A 26,135-nucleotide genomic window follows, 5' to 3' on the forward strand; every position below is an offset into this window, starting at 1 on the left:
ATTGACAAAAAAAGCAATTTACACCATAATAGAATTACAATTTAATATTTTATCAGTTAACTACAGGTATAGGGAGATAGATATGACTATAAAGGAAATTGCCAAATTGGCAGGCGTTTCAATATCCACAGTATCAAAGATTGTAAACAAGAAAGATGAAAATATTAATTCCGAAACAAGAAATCGGGTATTAAAAATAGTAAAAGAATATAACTATACCCCTTACGGAACTGTAAAAATTACTTCAGAGGCAAAAACATTTACCCTTGGAATTCTGCTAAAATTCGCCTCCAATGTCCCCCAGTTTCTCAATGGTGTTATTTCTCTGGCACAGCAAAACGGTTATAGCATACTTCTTTATGACAGTGATAACAGTGCTACGATCGAATTAAAAAATATTACTTCCCTTTGCAAACATAATGTCGATGGTGTTATTTGGGAACCGGTCAGTCAGAAAAGCCTGGAATATGATCGATATTTCAGAGAACAGGGTATTGAGGTCTGCCGCATTAATGACAGAAAAGACCCTTCTTCTTATTTCATAAATTTTTCTCAGATGGGATATGAAGCAACCGAGCTATTAATACAAAAAGGCCATACAAAACTCGGTTGTCTGACAAAACAGAGCAGCACGCGCTCCGAAATGTTTTTGGAAGGTTTCAAGAAATGTCTGTTTGATCACGGTCTCCCCTATCATGACTCTATGAATCTTCCATCAGAAGGAACCGATTGGTACAATGGCCTTCTTTCCCATATCCCAACAGGAATACTTAGCAGCCACTATGCATCTGCTCTTAGCCTTATGAAGCACCTGAATAAAATTCAATTTCATGTACCACGCGATTTATCCCTTATCAGCCTTCAGGAATATACCAATGAGAGCTTAACTTATCCTGATATTTCAAATATCAGGATACCCTATTTTGAATTTGGGGCCTTTGTCTGCGAACGTCTAATAAGAAAATGTGAAAAGAAAGAATGCCCTGACACCCCTTTTTCCATGCTCTGCTCATTAGAAAACACCGCCGGCATAAGTATCCCATTCTCCACTCAGGCAGATCGAATCATTGTTGTAGGAAGCATTAATATTGATGTCACATTAAATGTAGATGAGCTCCCCGCCTCAGGCAGGACAGTAAGCACCAATAAACATTCTCTCATTCCCGGAGGTAAGGGAGCGAACCAGGCAGTCGGCGCGGCAAAGCTCGGCAAAGCAGTATCTCTCATTGGTAAGGTTGGTAACGATTATGATTCAACCATTGTTTACTCGTGCATGCAGGATAACCACATAGATATCCAGGGCATCCGGCGCGATCCTTATTCCGAAACGGGAAAGGCTTACATTCACGTTCAGAATGACGGCGAAAATATGATTACAATTCTGACTGGAGCAAACCAGGCTTTAAGACCATCTGACATTCTATGTTATGAGAAACTTTTTACAAGTGCCAGTTACTGTCTTCTGCAGACCGAAATCCCTGAAGATACAGTTGAAGCTGCCGCCCGGCTGGCACGCAGCCGTGGTGTACAGAATATTTTAAAGCCAGCAGCAATGAATCGTATCAGTGATTCTTTGATGGAACTCGTTGATATATTCGTCCCCAACAAAAAGGAAGCCGAACTTCTTTGTCCTAGTGTTTCTGATATTGAAGGAAAAGCCGAAGAATTTTTTAAAAGAGGAGCAAAAACAGTCATCATTACACTGGGGCACTCTGGCTGCTACATGAAAGCTCCCGAATTCACCGGGTACATTCCTGCCGCAGACTTTACACCAATTGACACAACAGGTGCCGCAGATGCCTTTATCTCAGCATTAGCCAGTTACCTCTCCTTTGGTTATCCTATTGCCAAAGCCGCCAAAATTGCAACCTACGCCGCAGGCTTCTGCGTATCACGTCAAGGAGTCATTCCTGCACTTATTGATAAAAATTCATTGGAAACCTATATTAAACGAATAGAGCCGGATATTTTACAAAATGACACTTTTTTATAAAGTCCCATAAAATGTCATGTTTTTAAAGCCATATATCCTCTGCTCTATCTATACACAGAAAAGCGGAAGAGAGGATTTCCTATCCTCAGACTGCTCTGAAAAGTTAATTATTGAAAAAAGTAATATGATAGCATACTAAATAAGCCCATGGAGATCGTGGGCTTATTTAGTATGCTATCATATTACTTTTTTCAATAATTAACTTTTCAGAGCAGTCTGACTAGAGAAAATTTCTCTAGCTTTTGTGCCCAATTGCTTAGTGCTGTTTCTGTGTGGCGCTTTTTCCTGACCCTCGCCGGCAGTTAGGGCATTTAGTTCCTTTCCCAATGCTCCAGCCTAATTTCCTTAGATCCTGGGTTAGTTCTTTTTTGGTACGTATAGACTTATAATAAGATGTACGACCGCAACGCTCACATTTAACTCCACTAATAAATGGCATGTCTATTCTCCCTCCATAAAATTGTTTTTGATAATATCTATGGTGTCGAGTGCTATTTTAAATCCTTCAATTACCTTCTTAATCTCATTAGGTGGAACGGATCCATAGCTGGCCGTTTGGATTTTAAAGTTAGGTGTTGTGTTATCATAATCGATAAAGATTGAAGGTAAATAACAATCATCCATAGGCCGGATCATGAGTCTGTATCCTTGATGAATCCATGAACAATGTTCCTGTGCTACGTAATAACCATTCTCTAAATCATATAACTTTGCTTCCTCTGCTTCCATGAGTAATTTCATAACATCTCTCCTTAAAGTATTTCTTTAGATTATATACTTGCGCAAGTATATAATCAATGGGAAAATCTTACAAAGTTACGCAAGTATATATGTGAAATATGTATACTTGCGTAACTCTGCAATTAATGTTATACTTGCGGTATAGTTGGAGGTGAGTGGGATGCCAGATACTCGTAATAATGGGAACTCCAGACCCAGCACAAGAGCAAAAAATAAAAATAATAGTAAAAATTATGATAGATTATATCCGTTTGTAAAAAAAGGCGGAAAAGAGGAAATCAAAAGAGCTGCAGCTGCAGCGGAAGAAAATCTTAATGAATATATAGTTTCATCGATTTATCAGAGGATGGAGAGAGAAGGGCGAAGTCACATGGCCCCCCCGGGGGAATTGGAAGACTCCCAGGTAGATTAAGTTTTAATATAATAGGGTAACAGCAGTATATTTAATATACGGATCGGAAGGATCGGATTCTATCCGATCCGGAAGATGAGTATTGACAGCGGGGGGGGGGGCTTTACCAAATTCATTAATAATATTTACTACATATTTTTATGTGGATATGTTATACTATAGCGGTATAGAGTGGCTGGAAAGGATGGCCACATCATGAAAAGAAAAAGAAAAAATAAGTCTTTACGGAATGTAAGTATCTTTAAACTTAACAATTCCTTCGATCTAATCTCAGATTGTGTGATACCTCATACAGATTTTTCCCCTAATCAAGTAGTGCAAGCAATAAGCTATAAAAACAGAATCGTCATTAAACCATATAAAAAATCTGAATAAATAGTCAAAGAAGCCACTCTATATAAAAATATGGAAACATAAAAACGAAAAAATATAAAAATATTAAAATATAAAAATGTTTTTATATTGACATTAGAAAAAATAGTCGGTATGATGAAAGGGTGAAGGATATGATACAAATAAGATGCTATAATGTAATGTTCATTTTAAAATGTAAGAATGAGTCCGAATACTATAAAATTGAGTGTTTCGGAAAACGGCTGCAGCATGAAACTATAAGGATGACGGATATTTTTAAATGGTGTAATATACAGCATATACAGTATCGCACGTACTTTATTTACAGAAAGGATTTTCCATTAAGCGCAAATCTCTGGAACTTGTATACATATATCAGAGGAAGCATAGAACAATATCTTAACAAATATGAGGAGGAAAAAATATGATATTCGCAATTGCGAACCAAAAAGGCGGCGTATTGAAGACTACAACAACTTATAATGTTTCGAAGGCTTTGGCCGAAGCAGGAAAGTGTGTATTAATGGTTGATTTGGATAGCCAGGCCAGTTTAACTATTTCGACGGGGCATGAGCCGTCAGAATATCAGAATACAATCTGTGATCTTCTGAAAAAACGCCCAGAAAATGTAGAAAAATGTATCTATAATATAGCTGAAAACTTAGATCTAATACCATCCATTATTGATTTGGCATCTCTGGAGATGGAACTTATGTCGAGAACCGCAAGGGAAAGTGTGCTTTCAAGAGCACTTGAAGAAGCAGCTAAATATGATTTTATACTGATTGACTGTCCGCCTCAACTTTCCATACTGACCTTGAACGCACTTGCTGCAGCTGATGCGGTAATTATACCATGTAAGACAGATTACCTCTCCTATCGCGGCTTAGAGCAGCTGGAAAATACAATAGATGAGGTTCAGGATCTCGTTAATCCGGATTTACATATTTTCGGCATCGTGGCTACTCTATACGAGATGGTAGTCAAAGATCACAATGAAATTTTAGATATGCTGAAAGAAAAGTATAATGTAATTGGAGTAACAAAGAAATCAGCGTTGGCCACAAAAGGTATATATGACGGTAAATGTGTGGTTGAAAGAGATCCGAGATCTGAAATTGCAAAAGAATATGTCAAAATAGCAAATATTATCATGAAGGGGTGTAAATAAGATGGGGAGCCTGGCAGATAGAGAAAAACGTAGAAGTGTTGTCGGAAGTATGGTAAGTGAGATGCCAAAAACGGAAGTGGAATATAAGAATCCCACATATAAGGTTAGAGTCGATACTTTTCGAAAAGTTAAAATGAAAGCCTTAGAGGAGGGGAAACACGATTATGAGATCGTCCAGGCTGCATTGGACGCCTATCTTGAGGACAGATAAGACATGAAATATGATATCTTGAACAATTATAAGGCATATTTACAAGCCAACTTAAACAAGAATACTGCTAAGACATATTATTCTGCAGTAAATAAGGTGTTTGATGGTATCGATTTTAATGACCTGCGGGAGGTATCTGAAACAAAGATCCTCGACAGAATAAAAAATCTAAAATCGAAAAACCAAGTGAGCGCAGCTAAAAATGGTTTAAAATATCTGCAGGTGGTTAATAATCATCTGCAGATGCCATCCGATGCCCAAATAGCCGAGATATCAAAACACAAAAGGAATTATGTAAAAAGTAGAGGTAAGGCAGTTGACTATGACCAGATGCTGCGAAAAGTCAATGTTTTGAAAAATGAAAAACTGAAATTAGCGTATCGGTTGGCGGGCATATCTGGGCTCAGGGTGTCAGAGTTGGCGGATCTGGAGGCTAAGGATATAGAATTTCGAGATGATGGTCGTATCTCTGTATCCGTGCGTCATGGAAAAGGAGGTAAGCCTGGGACGGTAGAATGTCTGGATGATACTTATGTCTATAACAAATTGAAAGATTATTGCCGGCAGAATGAGACTGGAAAACTATTTTATAGCGAGAGCTATATGTGTGAGAAGGCCCACGGCCTGGGTATGGAAATGCACGATTTTAGACGTGCATACGCAAAAATAAAAAAAATAGAGTGTGTGGCTGCCGGGGCAACCGCTTATGAGGCCAACGGAGCGGTTCAAGAAGGTTTAAGGCATGCTCGCTTTTCCACCACAAAACGTTATCTATATGGACGGAAAATAATAACTAAGAAAAAAATAAAAACAGTAGATAAAAAAATTACGGAAAAACCGTCGGAGCCAGCAGAAACGGTTCGAACCTTCAAGGAATGTAGTCTTTATAATTATGAACTCATGAGTGTACTGGATGCGTTTGATCTGCAAGAGCCAGAAAAGCAGGCTCTTGAAAAGTACAGTCAATTTGATTATGACCCTATAAATGAATCTTTATATAATCCGGACTTTCCGAATCCGGAAAAATTTAAAGAAAGCATTGATATAATAACTGGCTGTATCGATAGAAAAACGATTTCAGATGATATGATCGTTTATAGAGGTGTTCCCGATCCGAAGTTCTTCTTTAAAATGGATGTCAATAATATGAGTGTGGAAGAGCTGAATGATCGATTTAAAAATCAGCTGGTTCGCCATAAAAGTTTTATGTCCACCACTATAGAAAAAGATGTGGCCAAGTACTTCGCTGGTGGTAGAGAATCTGGATTAACTCTTATTATCAGGGCACCTAAAGGAAGTAAAGGCATATTTCTAAACGATGTTTCAATACATAAAGAGGAAAAAGAAGTACTATTCCAGCGAGGATCATTTTTGAGAATTGATAAGATAGAAAAAAAAGAAAATCTGGTAGCGTACGTATCGTTAGGTAAGCAATTAGGGAAGGGCAGCTTATGAAAAAAGAAAACTGTGAAAAAACCGGAACAAAGTTTCAAATCAACGATAAAGAGGAAATTGAATATGTGTCCTGGGATGAGTACAATAGGGAGATCGTAGAAGGAAAATTGTCTGGGGTCGATTTCCCAGATTATGAGGAGGGGGATTCATGAAGAATTGGATTTTAATGTCAAAAGAGGTGCCATCTGAGAGCAAGATCTATAATATTACGTATAAGAGCACAAGTGGCCGTAGACGGTCAGATTCAGCCTTTTACAATTCTCAGAGAAAGATCTGGTACTGGGATGAAGAGGAAGAAAAAGAAGTAGCGCGTGAAATTGTAGCCTGGGCCAGTCTTCCTGCACCATATAATCCGCCATATCCTATTTATGGAGCTATTATAGGAGATATTGTAGGATCGGTGTACGAATTCCATAACATAAAAACAAAAAAATTTGAGTTTTGGAATCCGAAGGCTTGTTTTACGGATGATACTGTAATGACCATAGCAGTATACGAGGCAATGGATATGCATATTAAAAGCAATGGTTCATTGGATCTGAAATCGCTATTGGTGAATAAAATGAGATCCTATGGAAAAAAATATCCTTATTGCAGTTATGGTATGCGTTTTAATATGTGGCTTAATGGTGATTATGAAGAACCCTATAACAGTTTCGGAAATGGATCAGCAATGAGGGTTTCTGCTGCGGGCTTTTTTGCGGAGACATTGGATGAGGCTCGTCAATTGGCCAGAGCCTCGGCGGAAGTGACGCATAACCATCCGGAGGGGATCAAAGGAGCCGAGTCGGTAGCTACGGGCATATACCTAGCGTTATCCGGGGTAGAAAAGAAGGCAATTGCCGAGTCACTGACGGATTACTGGAGCTTAAATTTTAGCTTAGACGAGATCCGATCCGATTATGAATTTGACGAGACATGTCAAGGGACAGTTCCCCAAGCTATAGTTGCTTTTCTTGAATCGACAGATTTTGAAGACGCCATCCGCAATGCTGTTTCCCTGGGAGGAGATTCGGACACGTTAGCAGCCATTACTGGTAGTATAGCGGGGGCCTACTACGGCATACCTGATGATATGATATTACGAGCTTTTCAATATCTGGACGAATACCTTTCTAGTAAAATTGAATTTTATTAAAGTCTGTGTCTTAATTAATTGAGACGCAGGCTTTAATAAAATTTATCAGAATCTATGTGAAAAGAGGCAGGATCTTCGTATTCTTTTAAATGCCGGTATAATGTTCTACGGCTCATTCCTAACATTATACTGACTTCCTCCGCTGTATGCTCCTTTAATAATTGTTTGACCTCTCCATAGGTGTAGCCTTTCTCGTTTACATTGTAGTTTTTTCGCCTGCCTGCATTTCGTGTCTGCTGATTTCTGATTTTATCTTTATCATACTTAATGGATAAATGAAGATCATTTGATTTTGGAATTGGTTCTATGGAAAAATTAACTCCAGATGTTCCTAATAATTCATTTAATTCATTTACTTTTTTTCCATTCAGTTCTAAAAAATATTCACTTACGCGTATTGATAAATAGTCGTACATATAATCCCTCCCTTGATTGACATTATTAATTACAACACAATTATATCACACCATGATATAATTGTGTCAATATTAAATATGGCACAGAAAAAATAAAAATATAAAACTATAAATATATAGAAATATATTTATAGTTTTATATTTTTATATATCGTAAAAAAGGATAGTAGCAGTTAAAGAATCATTTAGCTTTTAATAACTCATCAAGACTAACATTTAAGTAGTTGGCTATTGCGACTAATTCAGAAGCATATACGTTAGCCAGGTCATGTTCTAATTTATAATACCTCTGTTTATTTATATTGCAACCTTGCAGCTGCAGATCGAGAACAATCGAGGAGGCTTTTACCTTTTTCTCAATACGGATCCGCCTAATATTGGCACCGACAGGTATACGGTTATCCGAACGTATTTTAATCTCTTCCATCATATAGTTAATACTCCTTGCAAATGATACAGCAATGGTATACGATATTATAAAAAGTTTGGTATCCGTATAGCTTACAAAAATCGCGGGGGGGGGGCGGAAAATGAAGAAGCTATTGTTGCTAGTCTTTGTAATGAGTTTTTGTTTTGGATTTTTTTTATATGAGAGGCCAGAGCCTAAACCTGATTACTGTATATGGAGTAGTTTCTCCAATAATTCCTCCGATTATAGATCTACTGACTTACATATTTTGCTATACTCTGATATAAGCATAGACGATGATCTGTATGAGAAAATTAGAAAAACCCATAATAATATGAATGGCGATCCGGATAGACTAATTATCCATGTGTATAGTAATATAGATGATCTGCAAAAAGGCCATGAAGTGGGAGAGAAGGAATTTAACGTAAAAGAATAATGTTTATAATAAAAAGGCGGAAGTTTAATTAGCTCCGCCTCATTTTATATATTTCTCATACCACCGTGGTTGCCGGTGGTATCGCTCCTCGGTTTCTTGAATTACCTCTGCCGTATAGAAAACGTAGATTTTTTGGCCATCTCGGCATATTCCTTTTTTCTAATCGTAGTGGGGACAGGAATTAATGTCTGGTGCCAATGTGCATATTGTTTCCATATAACCATCTCCTTTTTTATAATTATACCGCACGTATGTTCTGGATAATAGAGCCATTTTTTACCCTTTAACCTTGCGGTTAAAGATTAATTTGTAAAGAAATATTTATATTAAAATATTTTTATGGTTTTATATAAAAAGCAGGCGGGGCTTTCAAGTAGATGCAGACGACTACTTATACGCTGCAACGTCTGGTACTGGCTACAGGAGGCGACGGTCCGAGCAACCCATGGGATGCGCTAGGAATGTGCATCAGTGATTTTATTTAATCGATATTAACCGGCCGGAGGCGGATCCGCCCTGGCCCGGGAATAGGCCGGGAGAATATTATAAGAAAAAAAGAGCCGGGGATTTGCCCTGGCTCTCTGCAGTCTAAAGATATTAGTGTTTCATTCTACATCAAAAAAAATGTAATATAAGATGAATTTTCTTACATAAATCCATTTATTTCCATATGTTTACTATATATGGAAATTAAAAAAATGTCAACAATCTTATTCGGATACTTTTTCAAAAACTTATTATAAAAGGAGCCTTCTAAATACAAGCATTGTAAGGCTTTTTTGTTCAAAATTAATTTAATATTTATCATTAAAGTGAAAGTAAAATTAGATTTTAAAATTGAATCATATTATAAAGATTATCTTTATCGGTTTGCGTTATGCCAATGTAACGTAATGTTACCTCGGCGGATGAGTGATTGTAAACTTGCATAATTAAGGCTATATTGTGAGTTTTATTATACGCATCATATCCCCAGGTTTTTCTAAGGGAATGACTGTTGAAGTTATCCAAGTGCAGGGCCTGGCCGGCATCTTGAAGTATGCGCTGCGCCTGTGTAGTACTGATATGCTTTTTCCCCCTCCCCTTGCGACTGGCAAAAAGATAATCGTCATACTGTAAATTGTAATCCTTAATATAATCCTTTAAAGTGGATTTTAATGCTGTGTTAATTGCGATATGCTTTTCTTTTCCCGTCTTTTGTTCTTTAAGAGCTATGTATTCCCGGAAGTACCCACTTTGATGAAAAAAATCGCATACCCGAAGAGGTACTATATCGCTGATTCTTAGAGCCGTATTTAACTGAGTTTTAGCCATTACATAATCTCTCATGTTTTTTCCCTTTAAATATGCAAATAATTCTTGCAATTTCTTCTTATCGCGGATCGGCTCTGTGGTTTTATTCATCTTAAAACTAGCAGGGTACCCCCACCTCTATAGGTGGTGGAGGAATGCGTCAGGACCGACCTAGACAGCTTCCCGTTCCTGCATTCTCCTTTCTATCAACATTGTTTTTCTTGGCTCCAGAAACCGTAACTTCTTACAGCTTACGGAGCCTTTGTTTCCCTTATTTCCTCCCAAAGTACGGATATCAAAGAACCCGGACGCTCTTCTTCCAAACACATAATACTCCCTGTTCTGGTACCGCACCCGGTCATACAGGCGATATCCCTTTACGAGATACTCTGCCTGATTCCTCTTTTTCTTACCGCCCTTTAAGATATTTGACTTATGGATCTGGCGGTTGTGGCATCTTACCTTCTTCTGGAAGTAATAGACCTCCAGCGGTTCTGCCTGCGGATGGCCTGCAATACACCGGGCATCCGCATAGTGCGTTTTGGGAAGGCTGTTTCGGATTCTCGTGTTCTTTGTGATATACCCATAGGTCATGGCAACACGTGGATACTGTTCTTTTAATCGGTTGTAAAAGGTCCGCCGCATGATTCCCATGAATGCTGCATCACGGAAGCTGTTTCCTCGTCTGACGGATTTGGGAAGCAGGATCGTCCCCTTGTGATACTGCTTGTGACAATATCCGCAAAGAGTTGCCAGGTTATTCGGGGCATCGCCTCCGGTTTTCCTGCTTTCGATATGATGCACATTTAACACCTGATCTTTTGATTTTCCATTGCAGCACCGGCATTTGTATCCGTCTCTCCAAAGAACATACTCCCTTACATTCCAGAAGCCAAGCTGATCTCCTTTCTGGTAATCCGTTCCTTCCGGAACCGGCTCCCCTTTTTCTAAGGCCTTGATCTTCTGGAGATTAAAGGAAGCCGTTTCCACAATAATCTCTGTGACCGGAAGGATCCTGCACACATCACGGACGGCTCTAAAATGTGTTCCGATCTTTGCCTCGATGCCTGGTGCCAGCCAGCCTTTGTGTTTCGCATGGACCCGGTTGTTAAACCTTGCTTTGCGATATCGTGTCTTTCGGTTTCTTCTTGTCCTCCGGAACTGCCGTCTGACAGACAGCAGATCGGTAATATCCATACGCAGCCTGGTTTCGGATGCGTACAGTTCTTTCTTTTCTGTGGATGCAGACAGTCCAATGGTTTTACTTCCTGCATCCACGCCTAATGTGATTTCCTGTGTATACGTCGTGCTTTGATACAGCAGCTGTATGGTAAACGGACACCGCTTTACGGCTTTCGCTTCTCCTGCATCAAGGAGGTGTCTTACCCTGCCGTGCCGGTTTGTCGGCATCAGCGGGGTTCCTTCTTTACTGAGTACATATACCATTGATATGTCTCCTTTCGCATTGGTTTCCCAATAATTCAGCAGTAAAAACTGCTGTCATGTTACCTTCGCTAATGTTAATGAGAGGTTTGTTGTATGCAACACGGTCCCTGCCCTACAGGACGGTTTAATCACATACCTTAGAGCCGCAGGTTAGGTAATACGCCCACGGGTAACTATATATTCTCTCTTAACGTAGTGCGCATAGCACTTAAGCTAGTCAATCTGAGCTTGTTTTCACAAGCCCCCACTTCAAGCCGTCGGGCTAAGTGGAGGGTTATTGACCTTAAAAAGTCTCCCTGTTGAATGTAATATAAAAATACAAAGATTACTATTTTATTACATTCGTTTCTTATTCCATGGTTAATCAATCAATTTTATCAGAAAAAAAACTAGATTACAAGAGGGTTTCCGACACATCCGGTAGGCTGCCGCGAATGTAATATAATTCATCTTATATTACATTGATTAATTTTTTTGATTGGAGGGGTGATATGGAGCCAAATGTCGCCAGGATCATGAGCAGTGAGGCGTTAGAAATAGCACGGCTAAAAGCCAAAGCTAATAAACTGATTGACGTAAATCAGCAGCTGGTCAGGGAGAAAGCGCAGCTGCAGGAAACCATCCAGCGATTACAAAGATTTTCAAATGCAGAGAAAGAGTTTGGAGCGTCTGAGGAAGATGAGCTTACCTTTATCTACATAACGCGCATATTGGCTTTTTTGGCTGAATTACAAAAATCCGCCCTGTGGTTGGATTATAAAAATAATACGGCCAACACCAAAGAGTACTACCGGGTAGATAAGCGAGACTTCGAGAACATTTTAGCTGCCTATACGGATGATAAGGTTACGGCCAGAAACTTTATTCGCTATATGGTATGTCTAGGGATCATGAAGTCCAATGACAAAGAAATATTCTCCGTGATAGTTAATGGTAAGAGTAGGCGGGTATATATGATTCGGAAAACTGCTGTAGATCTACCAGGAGTCGAAAAATATGAAAGGTAACACATATATTGATGAATTCTTAGGTGTTGTGGGTTTCTTATCACATTCTCAGAAAGTGCCGATCGACAAAGGCTACATATTGGTGAGCAGAAAAATACTGGATAATATGCTGAATCGGAATTTATACGATACTGTGGAACAAAAGCTACGAATCTGGAAGCGGCTGCATTGGATCGACGCCGATCCGGATCGTTACACGAAGAAAATTTCGCGTAACGGGAAGCGTACCAGGGTGGTGAAAATTGATATGGACGTATACTACACCCTGGCATTTTTATTCAGCAAGGAACCGGGGCAGTAACACAAAATTAATATGCAAAAATGCCCCGCCGTGTAGAACTGATATTTACGCGTTTCTTCTATATTATATACCCACCTCGATAATGGGCTAGATAACGTAGTTATCTAGCCAGTAGGGGGAGCGGGGAAAGCGGTGAGAGGTGTGTGAGCGCAGTACGTAGTACGGAGCGGATCGGGCCGATAGGCATACCGGGAGGCCAGTGAGCGCAGTACATAGTACGGAGCGGATTAAGCTGGTAGGAGTACTGGTGGGGACAGGAAGCGCAGTACGCAGTAAGGAACAGATTGGCCAGAAGAAGACTGGGAAGGACAGGGGAGGTACAGAACCGATCAGGCGTGTGGGGAAGTCAAGGGACGGGGTACCTGATAGAAGAGTAGCTGCATGTGAAACAAGCTGGCAGAAACATTGAAGGAGATGGAGGTCATAGCTGTGAAAGAAGTTTCTTTTAACACGAAAGAAATCATGGAGAGATCCGGATAATTTGAAGGAATAGTTTATTTCATTTATCTTACCTGTATCCTTTACTTGCCGTATATACCCATTACTCTATTATGTTTGTATGCTGCCTTCTTCATATAAAAACATAAAACTTGTTTTCTATAGAAATATGTTCAGATAAAACCGATTTTATAGAAAACAATAAAACAATGGAGGGAATAGGATGAAAAAAATATGTCCGAGATGCGGGAAAGAGAGAAGAGATCCTTTTGGTATATCACGCATGGATCAATTAAATATCTGTAGTATTTGCTGTTCGAAAGAGGCTTTAGACCTGGCGGTTAAAGAGGGGAGAATGTTATCTGATGAGGCAGATCAAATAATGTGTTGCATAGAAGAGGCATATAAAACCCACCTGGATTAGATCCAGATGGGGAAAATGTCGATGGAGGTTGGGAGCCTTCCATCCACTTAATGGTAGCACACTGCTAAATATTACGCAAGGTTTAAAGACCTACACGGGAGAAAAAATGACGCTGAGTACATTTCGGTACGAGTTTCGACGAAGGTATGGAGTTAAATTTAAAAATTGTATTTTGTTCCGTAATGGGGAGTTGTACAACCTGGATACGGAAGAGAGCATACGCTTTAAAAATTTGGACGCGGCCTTAGATTATGAGATTGAAGGAAAAACTATTCGGAAATTTATTGATGAAATGTCTATGGAAGACTTGAAACTTACATTAGATGGTGGCCGTGGAGCAAGTGGGGAGTTAGGGCAATCTACTTTCAAATTTCAAGACGCCGCGTCAATAACGAATGGTAGAAATGATAAAAGGGATCTAAACAGTCGCGCTAATACACAAATTAAGGAAAAAAGTGTAGCTGCAGCATTGAAGATTTTCCGTAAAATGCACCTTGATCCTGAGAGGGAACATGCATTTTCGGTTGATGAAAATGGCTACGTACATAATTATGTTCATGGAGATGCTCATTCCGTTGCTATTATGGGCGGAAGAGGTGAGATGATTTTTCATAATCATCCCAGTGGTGGAACATTTTCAAAGTCAGATATGTTATCCACTTCGCTTTCGGCAGAAAAAGGAATTGTAGCAAGCTGTGTCAGCGGCGATCATATTTTCGTAAAAACTCATAAGTTTCGTGCAAATGAGTTTGTAAAGGCTGTTAATAGAGCTAAGATGCAAGGTCTTAATTACGATGATGCCGTGGGGAAGTGGCTGACAGCCAATCAAAAAAAATACGGATACCATTATGAATTTAAAAAGGCCGATTAAAAAGTAAAAATATAAAAATATTTTTATATAAAAATTGGTTTATATAAAAAAGGAGTAATTTGCCGAGGTGGGAGGAAGAGGATCTAGTTCTGGTCTAAGTAATGGATCTGGAATTAGTACAGTGGAAAGAAAAATATGTCATGATGAGGTGGAATCAGCCTACCTATTTGATACAGATGGAAATGTGATTTTTTCAAAATCGGATAATACGAAAAATTATGTAACTTTTAGCGAAGAGCAAGTGAAACAGTTTGAGGACAATATATTAACACATAATCATCCCGGAGGATCCACCTTTAGTTGTGAAGACGTATCTTTATTGACTTATAGTAAAATGCAAGAAATCAGAGCGACGACTTCAAAAGGAACATTTTCCCTGCGGGCAAATAAAGATTCAAAGTCTTATGAGAAGGGGAGTCTGGCTTTTTCAGAAGATTATAGCTATTCAATTTATTTGCGTACAAAGCATTGTGATGGTGTATATGAGAAGTTGCTGAAAGATTATAGAAACTTTAGGATTGATGAGGTTGAATTTCAGAAGGGGTGTGATGCATTAAATAGTGGGATGGCAGAGTTTCGGAATACATGGTTAGAAGAGAATTCCCATAAGTACGGCTACATATACAGATTTCAAGGGAGGTGAGTAAGATGCCAAAAGAAAATAGCTGGAAGCTGGATGATTCTTCGTTAGAACCATATAAGGCAGAGCTGAAAAGAGAGGAAGTTTCCAAACCAGAGAAAAAAGAAGAGGAATCAGAAAATGTACAGAAGTCAGAGAAACTATGAGAATCTGGAGAAACGCCTTTTTAATGTCCCAGGAAAATATGGGATACCGGTAATTGAACCTACACACTTGAAAAGAAAGATTGATTTTATACCATTTAATTATGCAAAAACGATAGACCATCCAGAAAATAAAGGAATTCATTTTTTTTTAGACGACTATCAATTTAATCGTGTGTGGGCCAGGCCCAGAACTTATTTACACATGATTCAAAAATTTGCATATGTAATGTCACCGGACTTTAGTATTTATGTGGATTTTCCTCTCGTAATACAGCTATATAACCATTACCGAAAACATTGGTTAGCTGCATACTGGCAGGAAAATGGCGTTGAAGTGATCCCTTCTATTTCATGGGGAAATGAGGAGTCATTTGAATGGTGTTTTGATGGTGAGCCACATTATAGCACTGTGGCAGTTTCGTCGGTTGGAACCCAGAGTAGCCAGGAAGGCCGGTCTGTATTTCTTCAAGGCTATATGGAGATGATGCGCAGATTAGAGCCAGAAGCAATTATATTTTATGGAGATGTTCCAGAACAGTGTAAGGGAAATATTATTCCAATTGGATCATTCCAGGAAAAATTTAAAAAAATTCAGTATAACCCCGCAGATAGATTTAAAGGAGTTAAATCTTATGAAAAAAGCGAAAAAAATATGGAATCTCTATAGGGAAGGAGAGTTACAGGGGATTTTCACGTCCTCGGAAATTTCAGATCTAACAGGGATGCACAAAAATAATGTTTCAAATTATGCCGAGCTGGGATCTCTGTATAAAGGGATCTATCGTATTGAGAAAGCGGATGAGTCACTGGCAAACGAATGGGCGACGGTGACAGAGGGAATTACTGCTGGGGCGAGGCGGTAAGATGAGCGGATCGGCGCATATGGCAATGGGCGTTTTTATTGGGGCCATGGTGGTATATGTGGCCCGGCCAAAAGTGGTTGAGTCGGCGGTAATCTTTGGTATTACAACAACGGCAATTTTACTTCCAGATATTGATGAGCCACGTAGCAAGATAGGAAGAAGATATCCTGTAATATCCTTTATTATTCATTTCCTTTGTGGCCATCGTTATTTAATACATTCACCATTTTTATTAGCTATTCTATATTACTTACTTAATTCCAATTTACAGGGGATCAGCTTTGTGGCTGGATATGGGGGGCATTTATTGCAGGATCTATTTACAGCCGGCGGGCTTGCGCTTCTCTACCCATTTAGTCGGCGTAGAATCAGCTTATCTCCATTTCGTACTGGAGGTATTACAGATTGGCTTATGACTGGTGTGCTTATGATAATAATTTTTAAAATAGTAACGGAGAGGTGGTAGAAATGTGTATAGATTGGAAAATGGTTTCCAAAAGAATATATCAGCAGCGAAAAAAAATGAGGATGTCCCGAGAGGAAGTCGCGGAGAAAATAGGAAGAGTGCCGAGCTATTATGGCGATATTGAGCGTGGAACTTGCGGGATGTCGGTGGATACGCTGGTTGCGTTATCAAATACACTTCATCTTTCAGTCGATTATATTTTGTATGGAGCTGCGGAAGAGACAGATATATACGAGCAAATTTGCCGATCGCTGAAAAATTATGATATCAGGATACAGAATAGGGCTCTTTCTTTGATGGATTTCTATTTAAAACAGGAGGTTAAGACAGGATGAAAAAAAGATCTCTCCGGACAGTGCTTGCAGCAGCATTGATTGTATCATGCTTATCGCAGAGTACAAGTTATGGAGCCTGGATTGAGAATAACAGTGCCTGGCAGTACCAAGAGGGGGAGGAGACAGTAAAAGGCTGGGGGTTAATAGAAAATGAGTGGTATTTCTTTGGCCCTTATGGGGATATGGTAACTGGTTGGCAAAAAGTTGCGGACAAATGGTACTTTTTCAATCCTATATCCAATGGTACGAAAGGTAAGATGCTTACGGGGTGGCAATGGATTGATGGATATTGCTATTACTTTACAGAAATGAAGGATGCTTCCCATGTTGAAGGGGAAATGTGGAGCGGTGAGGTAACGCCAGATGGATATATAGTAGATGGATCTGGCCGTTGGACGGATGCACAGGGAATTGTACAGTTCTTAGAAGGAAAAGGAATTTTGACATTTAAACAGAGCCACGCACAGAGCCGTTTTAGTAGTGGAGGATCAGGGGGAGGGGGCGGTACGAATAGTCATCCGGATAATCCAGAACCAGAGCCAGAACCAAGACCGGATATAAAACCAGAACCGGATGTAAAACCAGAGCCAGAGCCGGCAACGCCATCCGAAGCCAAGAAATTGTATACTTACACAATTCGATATATGGATATTATTGACCGCACTATGTTGTATATGGTTACAGGACAGGCAGAAGAAAATGAACGGATCGAAATTGATCAGATTAATATTGAGGGCTATACAATTCATGGCGGGCAGAAGGAAAGTTTTTCTGTTTCGACCGATGGACTAACAGTTAATATTTATTATGATCCAGTCACACCGGCCTCGCCATCGGAGGCAGTCAAAATCGATTGGAGTATCTATTTTATAGAGCAGGACAATCCGGATAATCAAATCTTTAAGGCTCAGACTGGAAAAACAGAAGAGGGAAGAGAAATTATCATTGATTTTCCGGAAACTATATTAGGTACTGACGGTTATTATTACTATGCACTTGTCAGTAGCCCTTATGCAATTACTGTGTCGGGGACAGGCCGACAGAAATATTACATAGAGTACGAGCGAGGTGACAAAGAGGAAGAAGAGGATCCGGAACATGAGGCGGCGGAAAAATTAAAAGACTGGCAGCGTATTGCAGCGTTGGCGGATGAGAAAATAACTGGATATAGAATACCAGAAGAACAGTACCAATCATTGATTTCTGGTGATCTATATGCCAGTAATGAACGAATTAAAAATATGGTGTCAATGGTACAGGATGCCGATCCGCATGAAATCTATATTATTGGACTGAACCATATTCCTAACACACTTATTATCGGGCAGACCTTTCCGGACGTTATAAATATATCGTCATTAGAAATGGGGAGTTTGGATATAGGGGGCCAAAAATATACTATGCTACGTATTGGATTTACGAGATCATATGATAAAAAAACGTGTGTACATGACTATGAATTAACTGATTATGTTCCCTGCAGCTGCACCGCTCCGGGCTATGGCAGTGTGCAGTGTAGAAAATGTGGAAGTACAGAATCGATAATATTGCCATCGTCTGGCCATACAGACCTAAACCATGATGGTATATGCGAGGTGTGTTTTAAGCAGATCGAGGGAAATGATCCAGAGCCAGTACATTACAATATAGGGGATGTACAGGCCCGAAGGATTAAAGGCAAGATATATTTGTTCAGGTGCATTGATGAAGATTATGGAAAAAAAGCATTATTTCTCTGTGATAGCACGATTCGCTCTGATATAGATAGCTCTGCAGCAACGGTGAAGAAACTTACTTTTGGCAGTAACAATAACTATAAATACTCATACATTAGAACCTGGCTGAATGACAATGCGGATGATCTCTTTGGTGCAGAAGCTACTCTGATCGGAACAAATGTTGCTTACCAGGGAGCTACGGGAGATGGAAGCTATGAGCAATTTAATGAAAATGAATTGATTGCTTTAGAAAAGCAGTTTCAATTGTTGGAAGATGAAATATTTATTTTGTCTGTGGAAGAGGCTATACAATACCGGGAGTATCTATGGAGATTTGGAGGAAGTGAGGAAAATAATCAGGAAACACAGTACTCAGCGTATTCCCGTGGCTATTATCTCCGTACTCCTCAATATAAGGGCGAAAATGGCTTTGAGTATGGGCCTGGTATCTATGTTGTTGACTTTTCCGGGAGTATTCATCCTGTATCGGTGAGCAGCACTGATAATATCGGCATTAGGCCGGTAATAGCCATTAGGCAGCAGTAAAGGTAATCCAGAGGAGGAAGTAAATGGACAACTATATCATTACCTTGTTAATACAAAAAAAAGAGGATAATTGCAAAAATATTAATGAGGTGAAGCTGGAAGTAATGGATGCGCTTCATGAGGAAGGCACATATGAACCGTTGGATGTGTATGCTACTACTCAGATCGAAAAGGCATATGCAGCAGGAAGATCTCTGATGGAAGGAAAAAGGGAACATATTTTCAAACTAATTACGGCACTATAGGAAGGAAAAAATATGAAAAAAGTATGGAAAAAGGTATTGGCCTTCGGCCTGTGTGGTGTTCTGATATTTTCTGTAATGCCACCTCTGCCAGTTATGGCTAAGAATGTACAAAGAAATATTGCCACAAATTCAAATGCCGAAAAAAATGAAAATACGCCGGTTGCTACAAAATCAAATGCGGATACAGCGAATAAGGCTACACTCTCTAATGCTTTACGAGCTGCAAATTCTTTGGGGGATATTTGGGACGACTGGAGCGGAAAAACGAGCTTTGAATTTTTGAATGGAACCCAGGGAGACGGTTCTGAGAAGAAACCATTTTTGATAAAGAATCGGGAACAGCTCATGGGACTCTCAGAGCTTGCAGCAATGGGGATGATGATTCCCGATGCCGGCGGAGCCGATTATCCGGGTGATTATTCTGGTTGCTTCTTTGCCCTGGGCGGAAATATAGACATGCAGGGAGTTGATTGGATACCGATAGGTTTCTATGGCGACTCTTCGGAGTCGGCTGGGCCGATCGTAAATGCATTTCAAGGTGATTTCGACGGCAACGGCTACACAATTCGAAATTTAAAGCTAAATAAATTTGTTAATTATAATCACGTTGGCTTATTTGGGGCTATTAGTAATTCGCTTATTCATGATCTGATTGTTATTCCTGATGCAACAGAAATCAAAGGGAACGACAGAGTGGGATCTATAGTAGGATATGCAGTTGATTCTAAGATCATAAATGTAAAAGTGAAAAATGCTGCATTGAATACTACCGGAATTACTGGCGGTATTGCTGGCGAGGTAAGCAATACGGTAATAGAAAATGCGATCTGTGACAATGTAATAATTGATGCCTCCAATGGAGCAGAAATTATATATATAGGAGGGATTGTAGGGATTGCCTCAGATTCTGCCGTTGTAGATTGTGAGGTTACGACAGGAAGCGGGAATACGGCTAGAATACAAGGTACCGGCTTTACCGGCGGAATTATCGGATATCAAAACTCAGCAGATATTTATAACGTGTATGTAAAGGGAACAATCGGAGGGTATCACTCAACGGCAATCGGAGGGATTACAGGAAAATACGTATCCGGAAAGCTTAAAGTGGCACGTTTTGAAGGCACGATTGGTAATTCACAGTTAGGGTCGATGGCGAGAGAAGGTACTTTTATCGGCACAAGGCAAGGTGCAGCCACTAACTTTGATTATATCGATGATGTAGCGTACCTATTTGCTGATTCTGAAAGCAAAATCAGCGCAAATGTGTGCGGATCAGAGATCCCGGATGATAATGATTATACTTACGATGCTCATATAGGATATTGGCATAATAGCGATCTTTACTTTACTTTAATGCAGGGCGGTACGAGTAAAAATATAACAGATCAGTATTTTTACGAGATATTAGAAGAGGGGATCCTTTCTATTATGGACGAGGAGGGGGCTGGTCAGTATAGGGTTGACCATTTTGCGCCAAATTCAGTCGGCCGTCCGGTGCGTGGCTATCTGGTTATCGTGAACCAGATTGATACAATTGCCAATGGACAGAATTTTTATGATATTGCGACATTGACGGCAAAAGGGGCATCCCAATATGCGAAAACCCTCGATAAAGAACATAGGGGGGCAGTAGCTGCCGGGGCGGTTGTCAATGTGAGTACAGCACCAAATAATACTGATACAGAGAAATTCCAGATGGAGGGAACCCCATATTATACAAATGCAGATGGGGTGAAAAAAGATACCACATACTCTGATGCCAGCCATAGTTATACCTTTAAGATGCCGGAAGAAGATATTGTGATCGATGCTACATACAAAAAGGTTGCTGTATCTATTCAGGTTCAGCCAGATACATACAATTTTTCGGTAACGCAGACAAGAACTGGGAACCGAAAATATCCTACTAAAATAACGGAAGTTAAAAACAAGGAGGGGAAGTTGATAGCCCGCTATATCAACGGCAGCTTAGATCAAGGGATGGAAGTACAGCCGGTAATGATCCAGGCGGTGATCGATGCAAACAACGATGTATATGATAATCGCGTAAAATGGAGTATTGACGACGCGGATCTGATTACCCTTGCTCAAAATGATGATGAAGGATCAGATGGATATACTGCAAAATCTGCCAGCGTTACATTAAATCTTAATTCCAGATTCTTTGAGGATATTATTACAGATCTGGAGGGTAAACAGGCAGAAGAAAACTATCAATATAAGATACCGAATACGATTTACGGCGCGGGCCATCAAAACGGAGGCGTTGCGATCCTGACGGCAGCTACGCGGCCATCAACATCCTTTGAAGGGAAACCCTGTACAGCAAATTGCCGCATTAATGTAACGTTCCAGATAATTGATAATACGCTTGTGGCGGCAGAAGGTGCAGTATTAGATAAAATGACTTTGGAATATACCGTGACTCGTAGATTAACTGGAGATCGGTTATCCCCGCAGGAGTCTATTACTGTAACAGCTCCTCAGTCTTTAACTGCAACGTTTCTCCCGGATTACTTCTCAAAAGAGGAAGTGACCTGGAAGAGCAGCGATCCAGCCGTAATTGGAGTAAGCCAAGATAATGTGGCATATAGGGAGGCATCTGTATCCGCCTACAAGGATGCCAAATGGATTAAAGATATTATTGCGACAGATAATGGTGTTATATCAAATGACAGGTATGCGAGTGTATCTGGACATGGAGAGAGGCAAGCAATTATAAGCGTGGAAGGTAAGGACAAGCTGGGAAATCGTGCAACGGCCGATTGCCAAGTGACTGTACGGTACGTAACAGAGGATCAGACTGTTATAAAACCGGAAGCTGTCGAATTAGATCAAGCTACGCTAACGTATGAGCTGTCATATGATAAGGCTGGAGATATCCGGTCGGAGACGATCAAAAAGAATGGGTTTGAACCGAAAAAGTTATCAGCTGTAGTATTGCCAGATATAGAAGATACAGAGAGCCATCGGCCATATGATCGGACTGTAAAATGGAGTTCATCGGATCCATCGGTACTATCTGTTGATGCTGCCGGAAATCTTACGGTAATCGATGAGGCTCCATGGATGCAGGAAGCTATGGCGCAAGCTCCATATCAGGCGGCGAAAGAGATCTTTGTGACAGCTACGACAGCCGACGGTAAAAAGATTGCTTCATGTAAGGTTAATTTACAGTTCCAAGTAAATTGTATTGAAGCAGATCGAGAAAAGGAAAGTTATCGGATTGTCCTTACGAAAAGTGGACGCAGATCGGCACCGATCCTTACTTACACAGGCCAGGAATCAAAAAAATTAAAGGCGGCCATATATCCGGAAAGCTCGGATCTTAATTATGTAGTATGGATCTCGAAGGATCCGGAAGTAATAACGGTAGCAGCGGATGGCACCATAACGCCGGTGTTATTAGATGAAAATAATGAGTTAAAAGCTCAGTGGATAAAAGAAATATTACAGGAGTACCCCTACAGTGGCACAAAAACTGTAGAGGTGACGGCATCAACAACAAATGGAAAGATGAGTGATGGTGTAATAATCGATCTGGAATTTGTGGTAATTGACAATACATATTCTTCTGGGGGATCAGGCGGCGGATCCACCGGTGGCGGTGGAGGCGGCGGATCCACTGGTGTAACCCCAACAGGTAAAACCCAGAGTACGGGAGCACCGGCCGGCTCTGTAACTGGCAGTTGGACTCAGGCTGCTAATGGTAAGTGGCTCTTTGCTGCAGGTCGAACGTACGCTGATGAATGGGCTTATATTAATAATCCGTATGCGTCTGCAGGACAGCCAGCGGCATCTTGGTTCCGGTTTGACCCGGATGGATTTATGGTAGTTGGTTGGTACACGGACAATGATGGAAATATCTATTATTTGAATCCGATATCCGATGGGACTCAGGGACAGATGCTTACAGGCTGGCAGTATATTGATGGGGCCTGGTATTATTTTAATCCGGAGTCAGATGGAACAAGAGGGAAACTTCTAACAAATACCATAATCGGGGGATACCAGCTGAACGAGAAAGGCCAGTGGGTTGAAGAAGAGATTGTAACAACAAAATAAAAGAATCGGGTACCGTGTACATTGAAAACTTAATATTGACCGATAGTAAATAGTGCTGGCTGGGAGGAACCCAGCCAGCAAGAAATTAATTACAAACAAATAAAAGTATGTTATACTAAAATTGGGTAGCCAATCTGCGGGTGGTTTTCCACTTCCTTTGCCTTACATCTGAATTTTACATAAGGATGAAAGGAGGTGGTGCGTGTGAGTACATATGAAGAATTAACATTAATTGTTAATGTTGCAATGTTGATTATTGCAATTTTAGTATATACAAACAGCAAAGGTACAAAAAAATAACCACCCCGCCTACCAAGCCGATGGTTATTTTTCCCTAGGAATTGGAAAGCCACTCTGTGGAGTTGGCTACCTTTTGTACCTTTAGATTATCACATATTAAAAAAAAAGTCAAATTAGTATGTTGCCGGTGATATTACAGGTAGCATTATATTAAAGGGTCAGATTGTCAATCCCAAAAGAGTATGATATACTTTTGCTGGGTAGTTAATCTGCTGGGTGGTTTTCCGTCTTCTTTTCTCGGAGTAATTGAGGAGAGGAGGTGGTATCCATGAGTACATATGAGGAACTGACATTAATTGTCAATGTGGCAATGCTAGTTGTAGCTATACTCGTATACGCAAATGGAAAAGGTACAAAAAAATAACCACCCCGCCTACCAAGCTGATGGTTATTTTTAAATAATTATTAGACGGAAAGCCACTCTGTGGAGTTGACTACCTTTTGTACCTTTAGGATATCATAATTTAAATAAAAAGTCAAATTAAGCTACCGCTCGAGTTTCCGCAGTTCTGTCCACAGAAGCACCATTACTGTTTATACTTATACACAACTTTAAAAAAATGCCCAAAATATAAGGAATCCTATCCCTTTTTGATGTAAAATTAAGCTACCAAACAAAAATCTTACTAAACAAAAAGAAAGGGGATTCCTTATGGCTTATTTTACATCAAATACTTACCAAATGAAACGGGAAATTTTAACTTTTTCAAATAAATTTTCAAGAAAGCTTCCTAAACCGGAACGCAAATTTATTGCTGAAATGAATTATGGTATCCTCGCTTCCAAAAGCTGCCTGCTTACGGATATTGTTGACCAGCTCCATGAAACTTCCAAAAAAATCAACATTGTTGACCGCCTTTCACACCACCTTGCCAAGGGGACTCCCGGGGAAGCTCTGAAAGCTTACCTCACACAGGTTAAAAAATGGTGTCCTGCTCAGCCCGTTATCCATATCGACGACAGTGATGTTGTCAAGCCTGATGGTTACAAATTTGAATCGCTTGGATGGGTACGTGATGGTTCCGAAAGCACTGCCACAAAAAATCTCTATAAAAAGGGCTATCATGTTACCGAAGCCACGGTCCTCACCAACAACAATCATCCGCTTAGTCTCTTTTCCGAGATCCATTCTTCCAGTGAAAAAAACTTTACCTCCATTAACGATGTCACATTCTCCGCTATGGAGCGGGCCAATTCCCTGTTTGGAAAAGCGACTTTTGTCATGGACCGTGGCTATGATGATAACAAGATGTTTCTCAAGCTGGATTCCATGGGACAGGACTATGTCATACGCCTTACTGCCAAACGTAAGCTGCTCTACCATAATAAATGGACTTTTGCAACGGAGCTGCGTAACCGTAGGAAAGGAAAAGTAAAACTCCCTCTATTTTATAAAGGAAAAGAACACGAAGCTTATCTTTCCCATGTGAAGGTACAGATCACCGCCTCCAGAAAGGACATTTATCTGGTGCTGGTTTATGGTATCACAGAGCATCCTATGATGCTTGCCACAAATAAACCAATCCGTTCAAAAGAGGATGTGATCGCTGTAGCAAAGCAATACTTTTCCAGGTGGCGGATCGAAGAATATTTCCGGTGTAAAAAACAGATGTTCCAGTTTGAAAATTTCAGGGTAAGAAAACTCAAAGCCATAAACGCATTAAATTTTTATATTACCTTATGCATGGCATTCCTTGCACAGATCACCATGAAATCAGAGACGAATGCCCTTAAGGTTTCCATTATAAAGACAGCAGATCCGGTGAAAGAAAAAGTGCATTTCTGCTATTATCGGCTGGCAAAAGGGATCTCCGGCATACTGTCGTATGCAAAAGAGGGCGTCAGACTCTGGTTCAGGACAAAACGTCCTGCATACCGTCAACTCAGCCTTAAGCTGACCGCTTAAATAGATAAAAGAATAAATCTCCCAAAGTCCGGTTCCGGCGGGGCTTGTTAAAGTGCCTCTACTCATTATTCTGCCACTCGCCAGCATTTCAAAAAACGGCAGATTGGCACCTTTGATTACTATATTCATTTTTCAATTACAATTTGCGGAAACTCAAGAAGCTACCGGTGAAGTTACAGGTAGCTTTTATTTTCATTTTTTCGGAACGAGTAAGAAATTTGCTGATAATTTTAAGCAGGGAGTCTTGCATAATTCCCTTAGAAAGAATATAATAAACGTAAGAAAATACGTTTTAAGAAAGAAGGGATAACTATATTTGTTGTAAGTAATCGTGATCTTCAGGTCAAGCTAAAAGAAATTCGTGAAAAAGTAAATAAGGGGGATGA

At 40.0% G+C, this 26,135-nt stretch carries 28 protein-coding genes; 23 read left to right on the forward strand and 5 right to left on the reverse strand.

All coding sequences use genetic code 11. From position 1 onward, the window contains the following. The first annotated feature begins 82 nt into the window (after positions 1 to 82). On the forward strand, positions 83 to 1,993 hold the full coding sequence (locus tag M1L66_RS33745; protein ID WP_055652447.1) for a PfkB family carbohydrate kinase: 1,911 nt from the start codon (positions 83 to 85) through the stop codon (positions 1,991 to 1,993). Positions 1,994 to 2,434: 441 nt separating this feature from the next. On the opposite strand, the gene M1L66_RS33750 is transcribed toward M1L66_RS33745, so the two are convergent. Next, a complete protein-coding gene (locus M1L66_RS33750) occupies positions 2,435 to 2,734 on the reverse strand; it encodes a hypothetical protein (protein ID WP_055652446.1) in 300 nt (99 codons plus the stop codon). 160 nt (positions 2,735 to 2,894) lie between these two features. Between M1L66_RS33750 and M1L66_RS33755 the strand changes: the two genes are divergently transcribed. The 6 genes from M1L66_RS33755 to M1L66_RS33780 all read left to right on the forward strand — a co-directional run bounded on the left by M1L66_RS33755 (position 2,895) and on the right by M1L66_RS33780 (position 7,475). Beyond that, positions 2,895 to 3,146 carry a hypothetical protein gene (locus M1L66_RS33755; protein WP_055652445.1) on the forward strand — a complete coding sequence of 84 codons (252 nt, stop codon included), beginning with the start codon at positions 2,895 to 2,897 and terminating at the stop codon, positions 3,144 to 3,146. 778 nt (positions 3,147 to 3,924) lie between these two features. Continuing rightward, a complete protein-coding gene (locus tag M1L66_RS33760; protein WP_055652443.1) occupies positions 3,925 to 4,671 on the forward strand; it encodes a ParA family protein in 747 nt (248 codons plus the stop codon). Position 4,672: 1 nt separating this feature from the next. Continuing rightward, positions 4,673 to 4,882 carry a hypothetical protein gene (locus tag M1L66_RS33765; protein ID WP_055652442.1) on the forward strand — a complete coding sequence of 70 codons (210 nt, stop codon included), beginning with the start codon at positions 4,673 to 4,675 and terminating at the stop codon, positions 4,880 to 4,882. A 3-nt stretch (positions 4,883 to 4,885) separates the two neighbouring features. Continuing rightward, complete coding sequence (locus M1L66_RS33770; RefSeq protein ID WP_055652441.1) at positions 4,886 to 6,337, forward strand: ADP-ribosyltransferase; 1,452 nt, start codon at positions 4,886 to 4,888, stop codon at positions 6,335 to 6,337. Then, a complete protein-coding gene (locus tag M1L66_RS33775) occupies positions 6,334 to 6,489 on the forward strand; it encodes a hypothetical protein (protein WP_155521641.1) in 156 nt (51 codons plus the stop codon). Before M1L66_RS33770 ends, M1L66_RS33775 begins: the two co-directional genes overlap by 4 nt. Further along, on the forward strand, positions 6,486 to 7,475 hold the full coding sequence (locus tag M1L66_RS33780; protein WP_242866282.1) for an ADP-ribosylglycohydrolase family protein: 990 nt from the start codon (positions 6,486 to 6,488) through the stop codon (positions 7,473 to 7,475). Before M1L66_RS33775 ends, M1L66_RS33780 begins: the two co-directional genes overlap by 4 nt. Positions 7,476 to 7,507: 32 nt before the next feature. Here the strand turns inward: M1L66_RS33780 and M1L66_RS33785 are convergent, their stop codons facing one another. Beyond that, on the reverse strand, positions 7,508 to 7,891 hold the full coding sequence (locus M1L66_RS33785; RefSeq protein WP_117633529.1) for a helix-turn-helix domain-containing protein: 384 nt from the start codon (positions 7,889 to 7,891) through the stop codon (positions 7,508 to 7,510). A 181-nt stretch (positions 7,892 to 8,072) separates the two neighbouring features. Continuing rightward, positions 8,073 to 8,321 carry a helix-turn-helix domain-containing protein gene (locus M1L66_RS33790; RefSeq protein WP_242866065.1) on the reverse strand — a complete coding sequence of 83 codons (249 nt, stop codon included), beginning with the start codon at positions 8,319 to 8,321 and terminating at the stop codon, positions 8,073 to 8,075. A 100-nt stretch (positions 8,322 to 8,421) separates the two neighbouring features. On the opposite strand from M1L66_RS33790, the gene M1L66_RS33795 reads away from it, so the two are divergent. Further along, entirely contained in the window at positions 8,422 to 8,739 is a 318-nt protein-coding gene (locus tag M1L66_RS33795) for a hypothetical protein (RefSeq protein WP_055649183.1), read from the forward strand. Positions 8,740 to 9,570: 831 nt separating this feature from the next. Here the strand turns inward: M1L66_RS33795 and M1L66_RS33800 are convergent. Beyond that, the gene (locus tag M1L66_RS33800) at positions 9,571 to 10,143 is read right to left on the reverse strand and encodes a tyrosine-type recombinase/integrase (RefSeq protein WP_055649184.1); all 573 of its coding nucleotides are present in this window, start codon (positions 10,141 to 10,143) and stop codon (positions 9,571 to 9,573) included. Between the two features lie 60 nt (positions 10,144 to 10,203). Further along, positions 10,204 to 11,478, reverse strand: coding sequence for an RNA-guided endonuclease IscB (gene iscB / locus M1L66_RS33805; RefSeq protein ID WP_081034804.1), 1,275 nt, complete (start codon positions 11,476 to 11,478; stop codon positions 10,204 to 10,206). 491 nt (positions 11,479 to 11,969) lie between these two features. Here iscB and M1L66_RS33810 point away from each other — a divergent pair, with 491 nt between their 5' ends. The 15 genes from M1L66_RS33810 to M1L66_RS33880 all read left to right on the forward strand — a co-directional run bounded on the left by M1L66_RS33810 (position 11,970) and on the right by M1L66_RS33880 (position 25,749). Continuing rightward, positions 11,970 to 12,485 (forward strand): hypothetical protein, encoded by a 516-nt coding sequence (locus tag M1L66_RS33810; protein WP_055649185.1) that lies wholly within the window; start codon positions 11,970 to 11,972, stop codon positions 12,483 to 12,485. Continuing rightward, positions 12,475 to 12,786 carry a hypothetical protein gene (locus M1L66_RS33815; RefSeq protein ID WP_055649186.1) on the forward strand — a complete coding sequence of 104 codons (312 nt, stop codon included), beginning with the start codon at positions 12,475 to 12,477 and terminating at the stop codon, positions 12,784 to 12,786. The genes M1L66_RS33810 and M1L66_RS33815 overlap by 11 nt, the downstream gene beginning before the upstream one ends. A 199-nt stretch (positions 12,787 to 12,985) precedes the next feature. Then, on the forward strand, positions 12,986 to 13,195 hold the full coding sequence (locus M1L66_RS33820) for a hypothetical protein (protein ID WP_055649187.1): 210 nt from the start codon (positions 12,986 to 12,988) through the stop codon (positions 13,193 to 13,195). Positions 13,196 to 13,447: 252 nt separating this feature from the next. Beyond that, positions 13,448 to 13,648 carry a hypothetical protein gene (locus tag M1L66_RS33825; protein WP_055649188.1) on the forward strand — a complete coding sequence of 67 codons (201 nt, stop codon included), beginning with the start codon at positions 13,448 to 13,450 and terminating at the stop codon, positions 13,646 to 13,648. A gap of 106 nt (positions 13,649 to 13,754) precedes the next feature. Continuing rightward, positions 13,755 to 14,519 (forward strand): hypothetical protein, encoded by a 765-nt coding sequence (locus M1L66_RS33830; protein WP_055649189.1) that lies wholly within the window; start codon positions 13,755 to 13,757, stop codon positions 14,517 to 14,519. A gap of 67 nt (positions 14,520 to 14,586) precedes the next feature. Continuing rightward, positions 14,587 to 15,162: a hypothetical protein gene (locus M1L66_RS33835; protein ID WP_055649190.1), complete on the forward strand. Its 576-nt coding sequence runs from the start codon at positions 14,587 to 14,589 to the stop codon at positions 15,160 to 15,162. Positions 15,163 to 15,167: 5 nt separating this feature from the next. Next, positions 15,168 to 15,305, forward strand: a complete 138-nt coding sequence (locus M1L66_RS33840; protein ID WP_155521561.1) for a hypothetical protein — start codon at positions 15,168 to 15,170, stop codon at positions 15,303 to 15,305. Further along, positions 15,280 to 15,972 (forward strand): DUF4417 domain-containing protein, encoded by a 693-nt coding sequence (locus tag M1L66_RS33845; RefSeq protein WP_070102750.1) that lies wholly within the window; start codon positions 15,280 to 15,282, stop codon positions 15,970 to 15,972. The genes M1L66_RS33840 and M1L66_RS33845 overlap by 26 nt, the downstream gene beginning before the upstream one ends. Further along, positions 15,938 to 16,168, forward strand: coding sequence for a hypothetical protein (locus tag M1L66_RS33850; RefSeq protein ID WP_055649191.1), 231 nt, complete (start codon positions 15,938 to 15,940; stop codon positions 16,166 to 16,168). The genes M1L66_RS33845 and M1L66_RS33850 overlap by 35 nt, the downstream gene beginning before the upstream one ends. Position 16,169: 1 nt before the next feature. Further along, on the forward strand, positions 16,170 to 16,634 hold the full coding sequence (locus M1L66_RS33855; RefSeq protein WP_055649192.1) for a metal-dependent hydrolase: 465 nt from the start codon (positions 16,170 to 16,172) through the stop codon (positions 16,632 to 16,634). Between the two features lie 2 nt (positions 16,635 to 16,636). Next, complete coding sequence (locus M1L66_RS33860; RefSeq protein ID WP_055649193.1) at positions 16,637 to 16,969, forward strand: helix-turn-helix domain-containing protein; 333 nt, start codon at positions 16,637 to 16,639, stop codon at positions 16,967 to 16,969. Continuing rightward, the gene (locus tag M1L66_RS33865) at positions 16,966 to 19,233 is read left to right on the forward strand and encodes a DUF6273 domain-containing protein (RefSeq protein WP_055649194.1); all 2,268 of its coding nucleotides are present in this window, start codon (positions 16,966 to 16,968) and stop codon (positions 19,231 to 19,233) included. The genes M1L66_RS33860 and M1L66_RS33865 overlap by 4 nt, the downstream gene beginning before the upstream one ends. 23 nt (positions 19,234 to 19,256) lie before the next feature. After that, positions 19,257 to 19,478 carry a hypothetical protein gene (locus M1L66_RS33870; RefSeq protein ID WP_055649195.1) on the forward strand — a complete coding sequence of 74 codons (222 nt, stop codon included), beginning with the start codon at positions 19,257 to 19,259 and terminating at the stop codon, positions 19,476 to 19,478. A gap of 12 nt (positions 19,479 to 19,490) precedes the next feature. Beyond that, positions 19,491 to 23,543 carry a hypothetical protein gene (locus M1L66_RS33875; RefSeq protein WP_055649196.1) on the forward strand — a complete coding sequence of 1,351 codons (4,053 nt, stop codon included), beginning with the start codon at positions 19,491 to 19,493 and terminating at the stop codon, positions 23,541 to 23,543. Between the two features lie 952 nt (positions 23,544 to 24,495). Continuing rightward, the gene (locus tag M1L66_RS33880) at positions 24,496 to 25,749 is read left to right on the forward strand and encodes a transposase (RefSeq protein WP_434689041.1); all 1,254 of its coding nucleotides are present in this window, start codon (positions 24,496 to 24,498) and stop codon (positions 25,747 to 25,749) included. Positions 25,750 to 26,135: the final 386 nt, after the last annotated feature.

The sequence above is a fragment of the Hungatella sp. SB206 genome, assembly GCF_051132295.1.
In the GTDB taxonomy this organism is placed as follows: Bacteria; Bacillota; Clostridia; order Lachnospirales; family Lachnospiraceae; genus Hungatella; species Hungatella effluvii.

What these genes read in the sequence shown, in the direction of transcription:
- M1L66_RS33760 (WP_055652443.1), top strand. Translation starts at nt 3,925, where the DNA reads ATGATATTCGCAATTGCGAACCAAAAAGGCGGCGTATTGAAGACTACA.
- M1L66_RS33845 (WP_070102750.1), top strand. Translation starts at nt 15,280, where the DNA reads ATGTACAGAAGTCAGAGAAACTATGAGAATCTGGAGAAACGCCTTTTT.
- M1L66_RS33865 (WP_055649194.1), top strand. Translation starts at nt 16,966, where the DNA reads ATGAAAAAAAGATCTCTCCGGACAGTGCTTGCAGCAGCATTGATTGTA.
- M1L66_RS33785 (WP_117633529.1), bottom strand. Translation starts at nt 7,891, where the DNA reads ATGTACGACTATTTATCAATACGCGTAAGTGAATATTTTTTAGAACTG.
- M1L66_RS33770 (WP_055652441.1), top strand. Translation starts at nt 4,886, where the DNA reads ATGAAATATGATATCTTGAACAATTATAAGGCATATTTACAAGCCAAC.
- M1L66_RS33860 (WP_055649193.1), top strand. Translation starts at nt 16,637, where the DNA reads ATGTGTATAGATTGGAAAATGGTTTCCAAAAGAATATATCAGCAGCGA.
- M1L66_RS33765 (WP_055652442.1), top strand. Translation starts at nt 4,673, where the DNA reads ATGGGGAGCCTGGCAGATAGAGAAAAACGTAGAAGTGTTGTCGGAAGT.
- M1L66_RS33855 (WP_055649192.1), top strand. Translation starts at nt 16,170, where the DNA reads ATGAGCGGATCGGCGCATATGGCAATGGGCGTTTTTATTGGGGCCATG.
- M1L66_RS33875 (WP_055649196.1), top strand. Translation starts at nt 19,491, where the DNA reads ATGAAAAAAGTATGGAAAAAGGTATTGGCCTTCGGCCTGTGTGGTGTT.
- iscB (WP_081034804.1), bottom strand. Translation starts at nt 11,478, where the DNA reads ATGGTATATGTACTCAGTAAAGAAGGAACCCCGCTGATGCCGACAAAC.
- M1L66_RS33800 (WP_055649184.1), bottom strand. Translation starts at nt 10,143, where the DNA reads ATGAATAAAACCACAGAGCCGATCCGCGATAAGAAGAAATTGCAAGAA.
- M1L66_RS33810 (WP_055649185.1), top strand. Translation starts at nt 11,970, where the DNA reads ATGGAGCCAAATGTCGCCAGGATCATGAGCAGTGAGGCGTTAGAAATA.
- M1L66_RS33775 (WP_155521641.1), top strand. Translation starts at nt 6,334, where the DNA reads ATGAAAAAAGAAAACTGTGAAAAAACCGGAACAAAGTTTCAAATCAAC.
- M1L66_RS33755 (WP_055652445.1), top strand. Translation starts at nt 2,895, where the DNA reads ATGCCAGATACTCGTAATAATGGGAACTCCAGACCCAGCACAAGAGCA.
- M1L66_RS33830 (WP_055649189.1), top strand. Translation starts at nt 13,755, where the DNA reads ATGACGCTGAGTACATTTCGGTACGAGTTTCGACGAAGGTATGGAGTT.
- M1L66_RS33825 (WP_055649188.1), top strand. Translation starts at nt 13,448, where the DNA reads ATGAAAAAAATATGTCCGAGATGCGGGAAAGAGAGAAGAGATCCTTTT.
- M1L66_RS33790 (WP_242866065.1), bottom strand. Translation starts at nt 8,321, where the DNA reads ATGATGGAAGAGATTAAAATACGTTCGGATAACCGTATACCTGTCGGT.
- M1L66_RS33815 (WP_055649186.1), top strand. Translation starts at nt 12,475, where the DNA reads ATGAAAGGTAACACATATATTGATGAATTCTTAGGTGTTGTGGGTTTC.
- M1L66_RS33850 (WP_055649191.1), top strand. Translation starts at nt 15,938, where the DNA reads ATGAAAAAAGCGAAAAAAATATGGAATCTCTATAGGGAAGGAGAGTTA.
- M1L66_RS33795 (WP_055649183.1), top strand. Translation starts at nt 8,422, where the DNA reads ATGAAGAAGCTATTGTTGCTAGTCTTTGTAATGAGTTTTTGTTTTGGA.
- M1L66_RS33750 (WP_055652446.1), bottom strand. Translation starts at nt 2,734, where the DNA reads ATGAAATTACTCATGGAAGCAGAGGAAGCAAAGTTATATGATTTAGAG.
- M1L66_RS33880 (WP_434689041.1), top strand. Translation starts at nt 24,496, where the DNA reads ATGGCTTATTTTACATCAAATACTTACCAAATGAAACGGGAAATTTTA.
- M1L66_RS33780 (WP_242866282.1), top strand. Translation starts at nt 6,486, where the DNA reads ATGAAGAATTGGATTTTAATGTCAAAAGAGGTGCCATCTGAGAGCAAG.
- M1L66_RS33745 (WP_055652447.1), top strand. Translation starts at nt 83, where the DNA reads ATGACTATAAAGGAAATTGCCAAATTGGCAGGCGTTTCAATATCCACA.
- M1L66_RS33870 (WP_055649195.1), top strand. Translation starts at nt 19,257, where the DNA reads ATGGACAACTATATCATTACCTTGTTAATACAAAAAAAAGAGGATAAT.
- M1L66_RS33840 (WP_155521561.1), top strand. Translation starts at nt 15,168, where the DNA reads ATGCCAAAAGAAAATAGCTGGAAGCTGGATGATTCTTCGTTAGAACCA.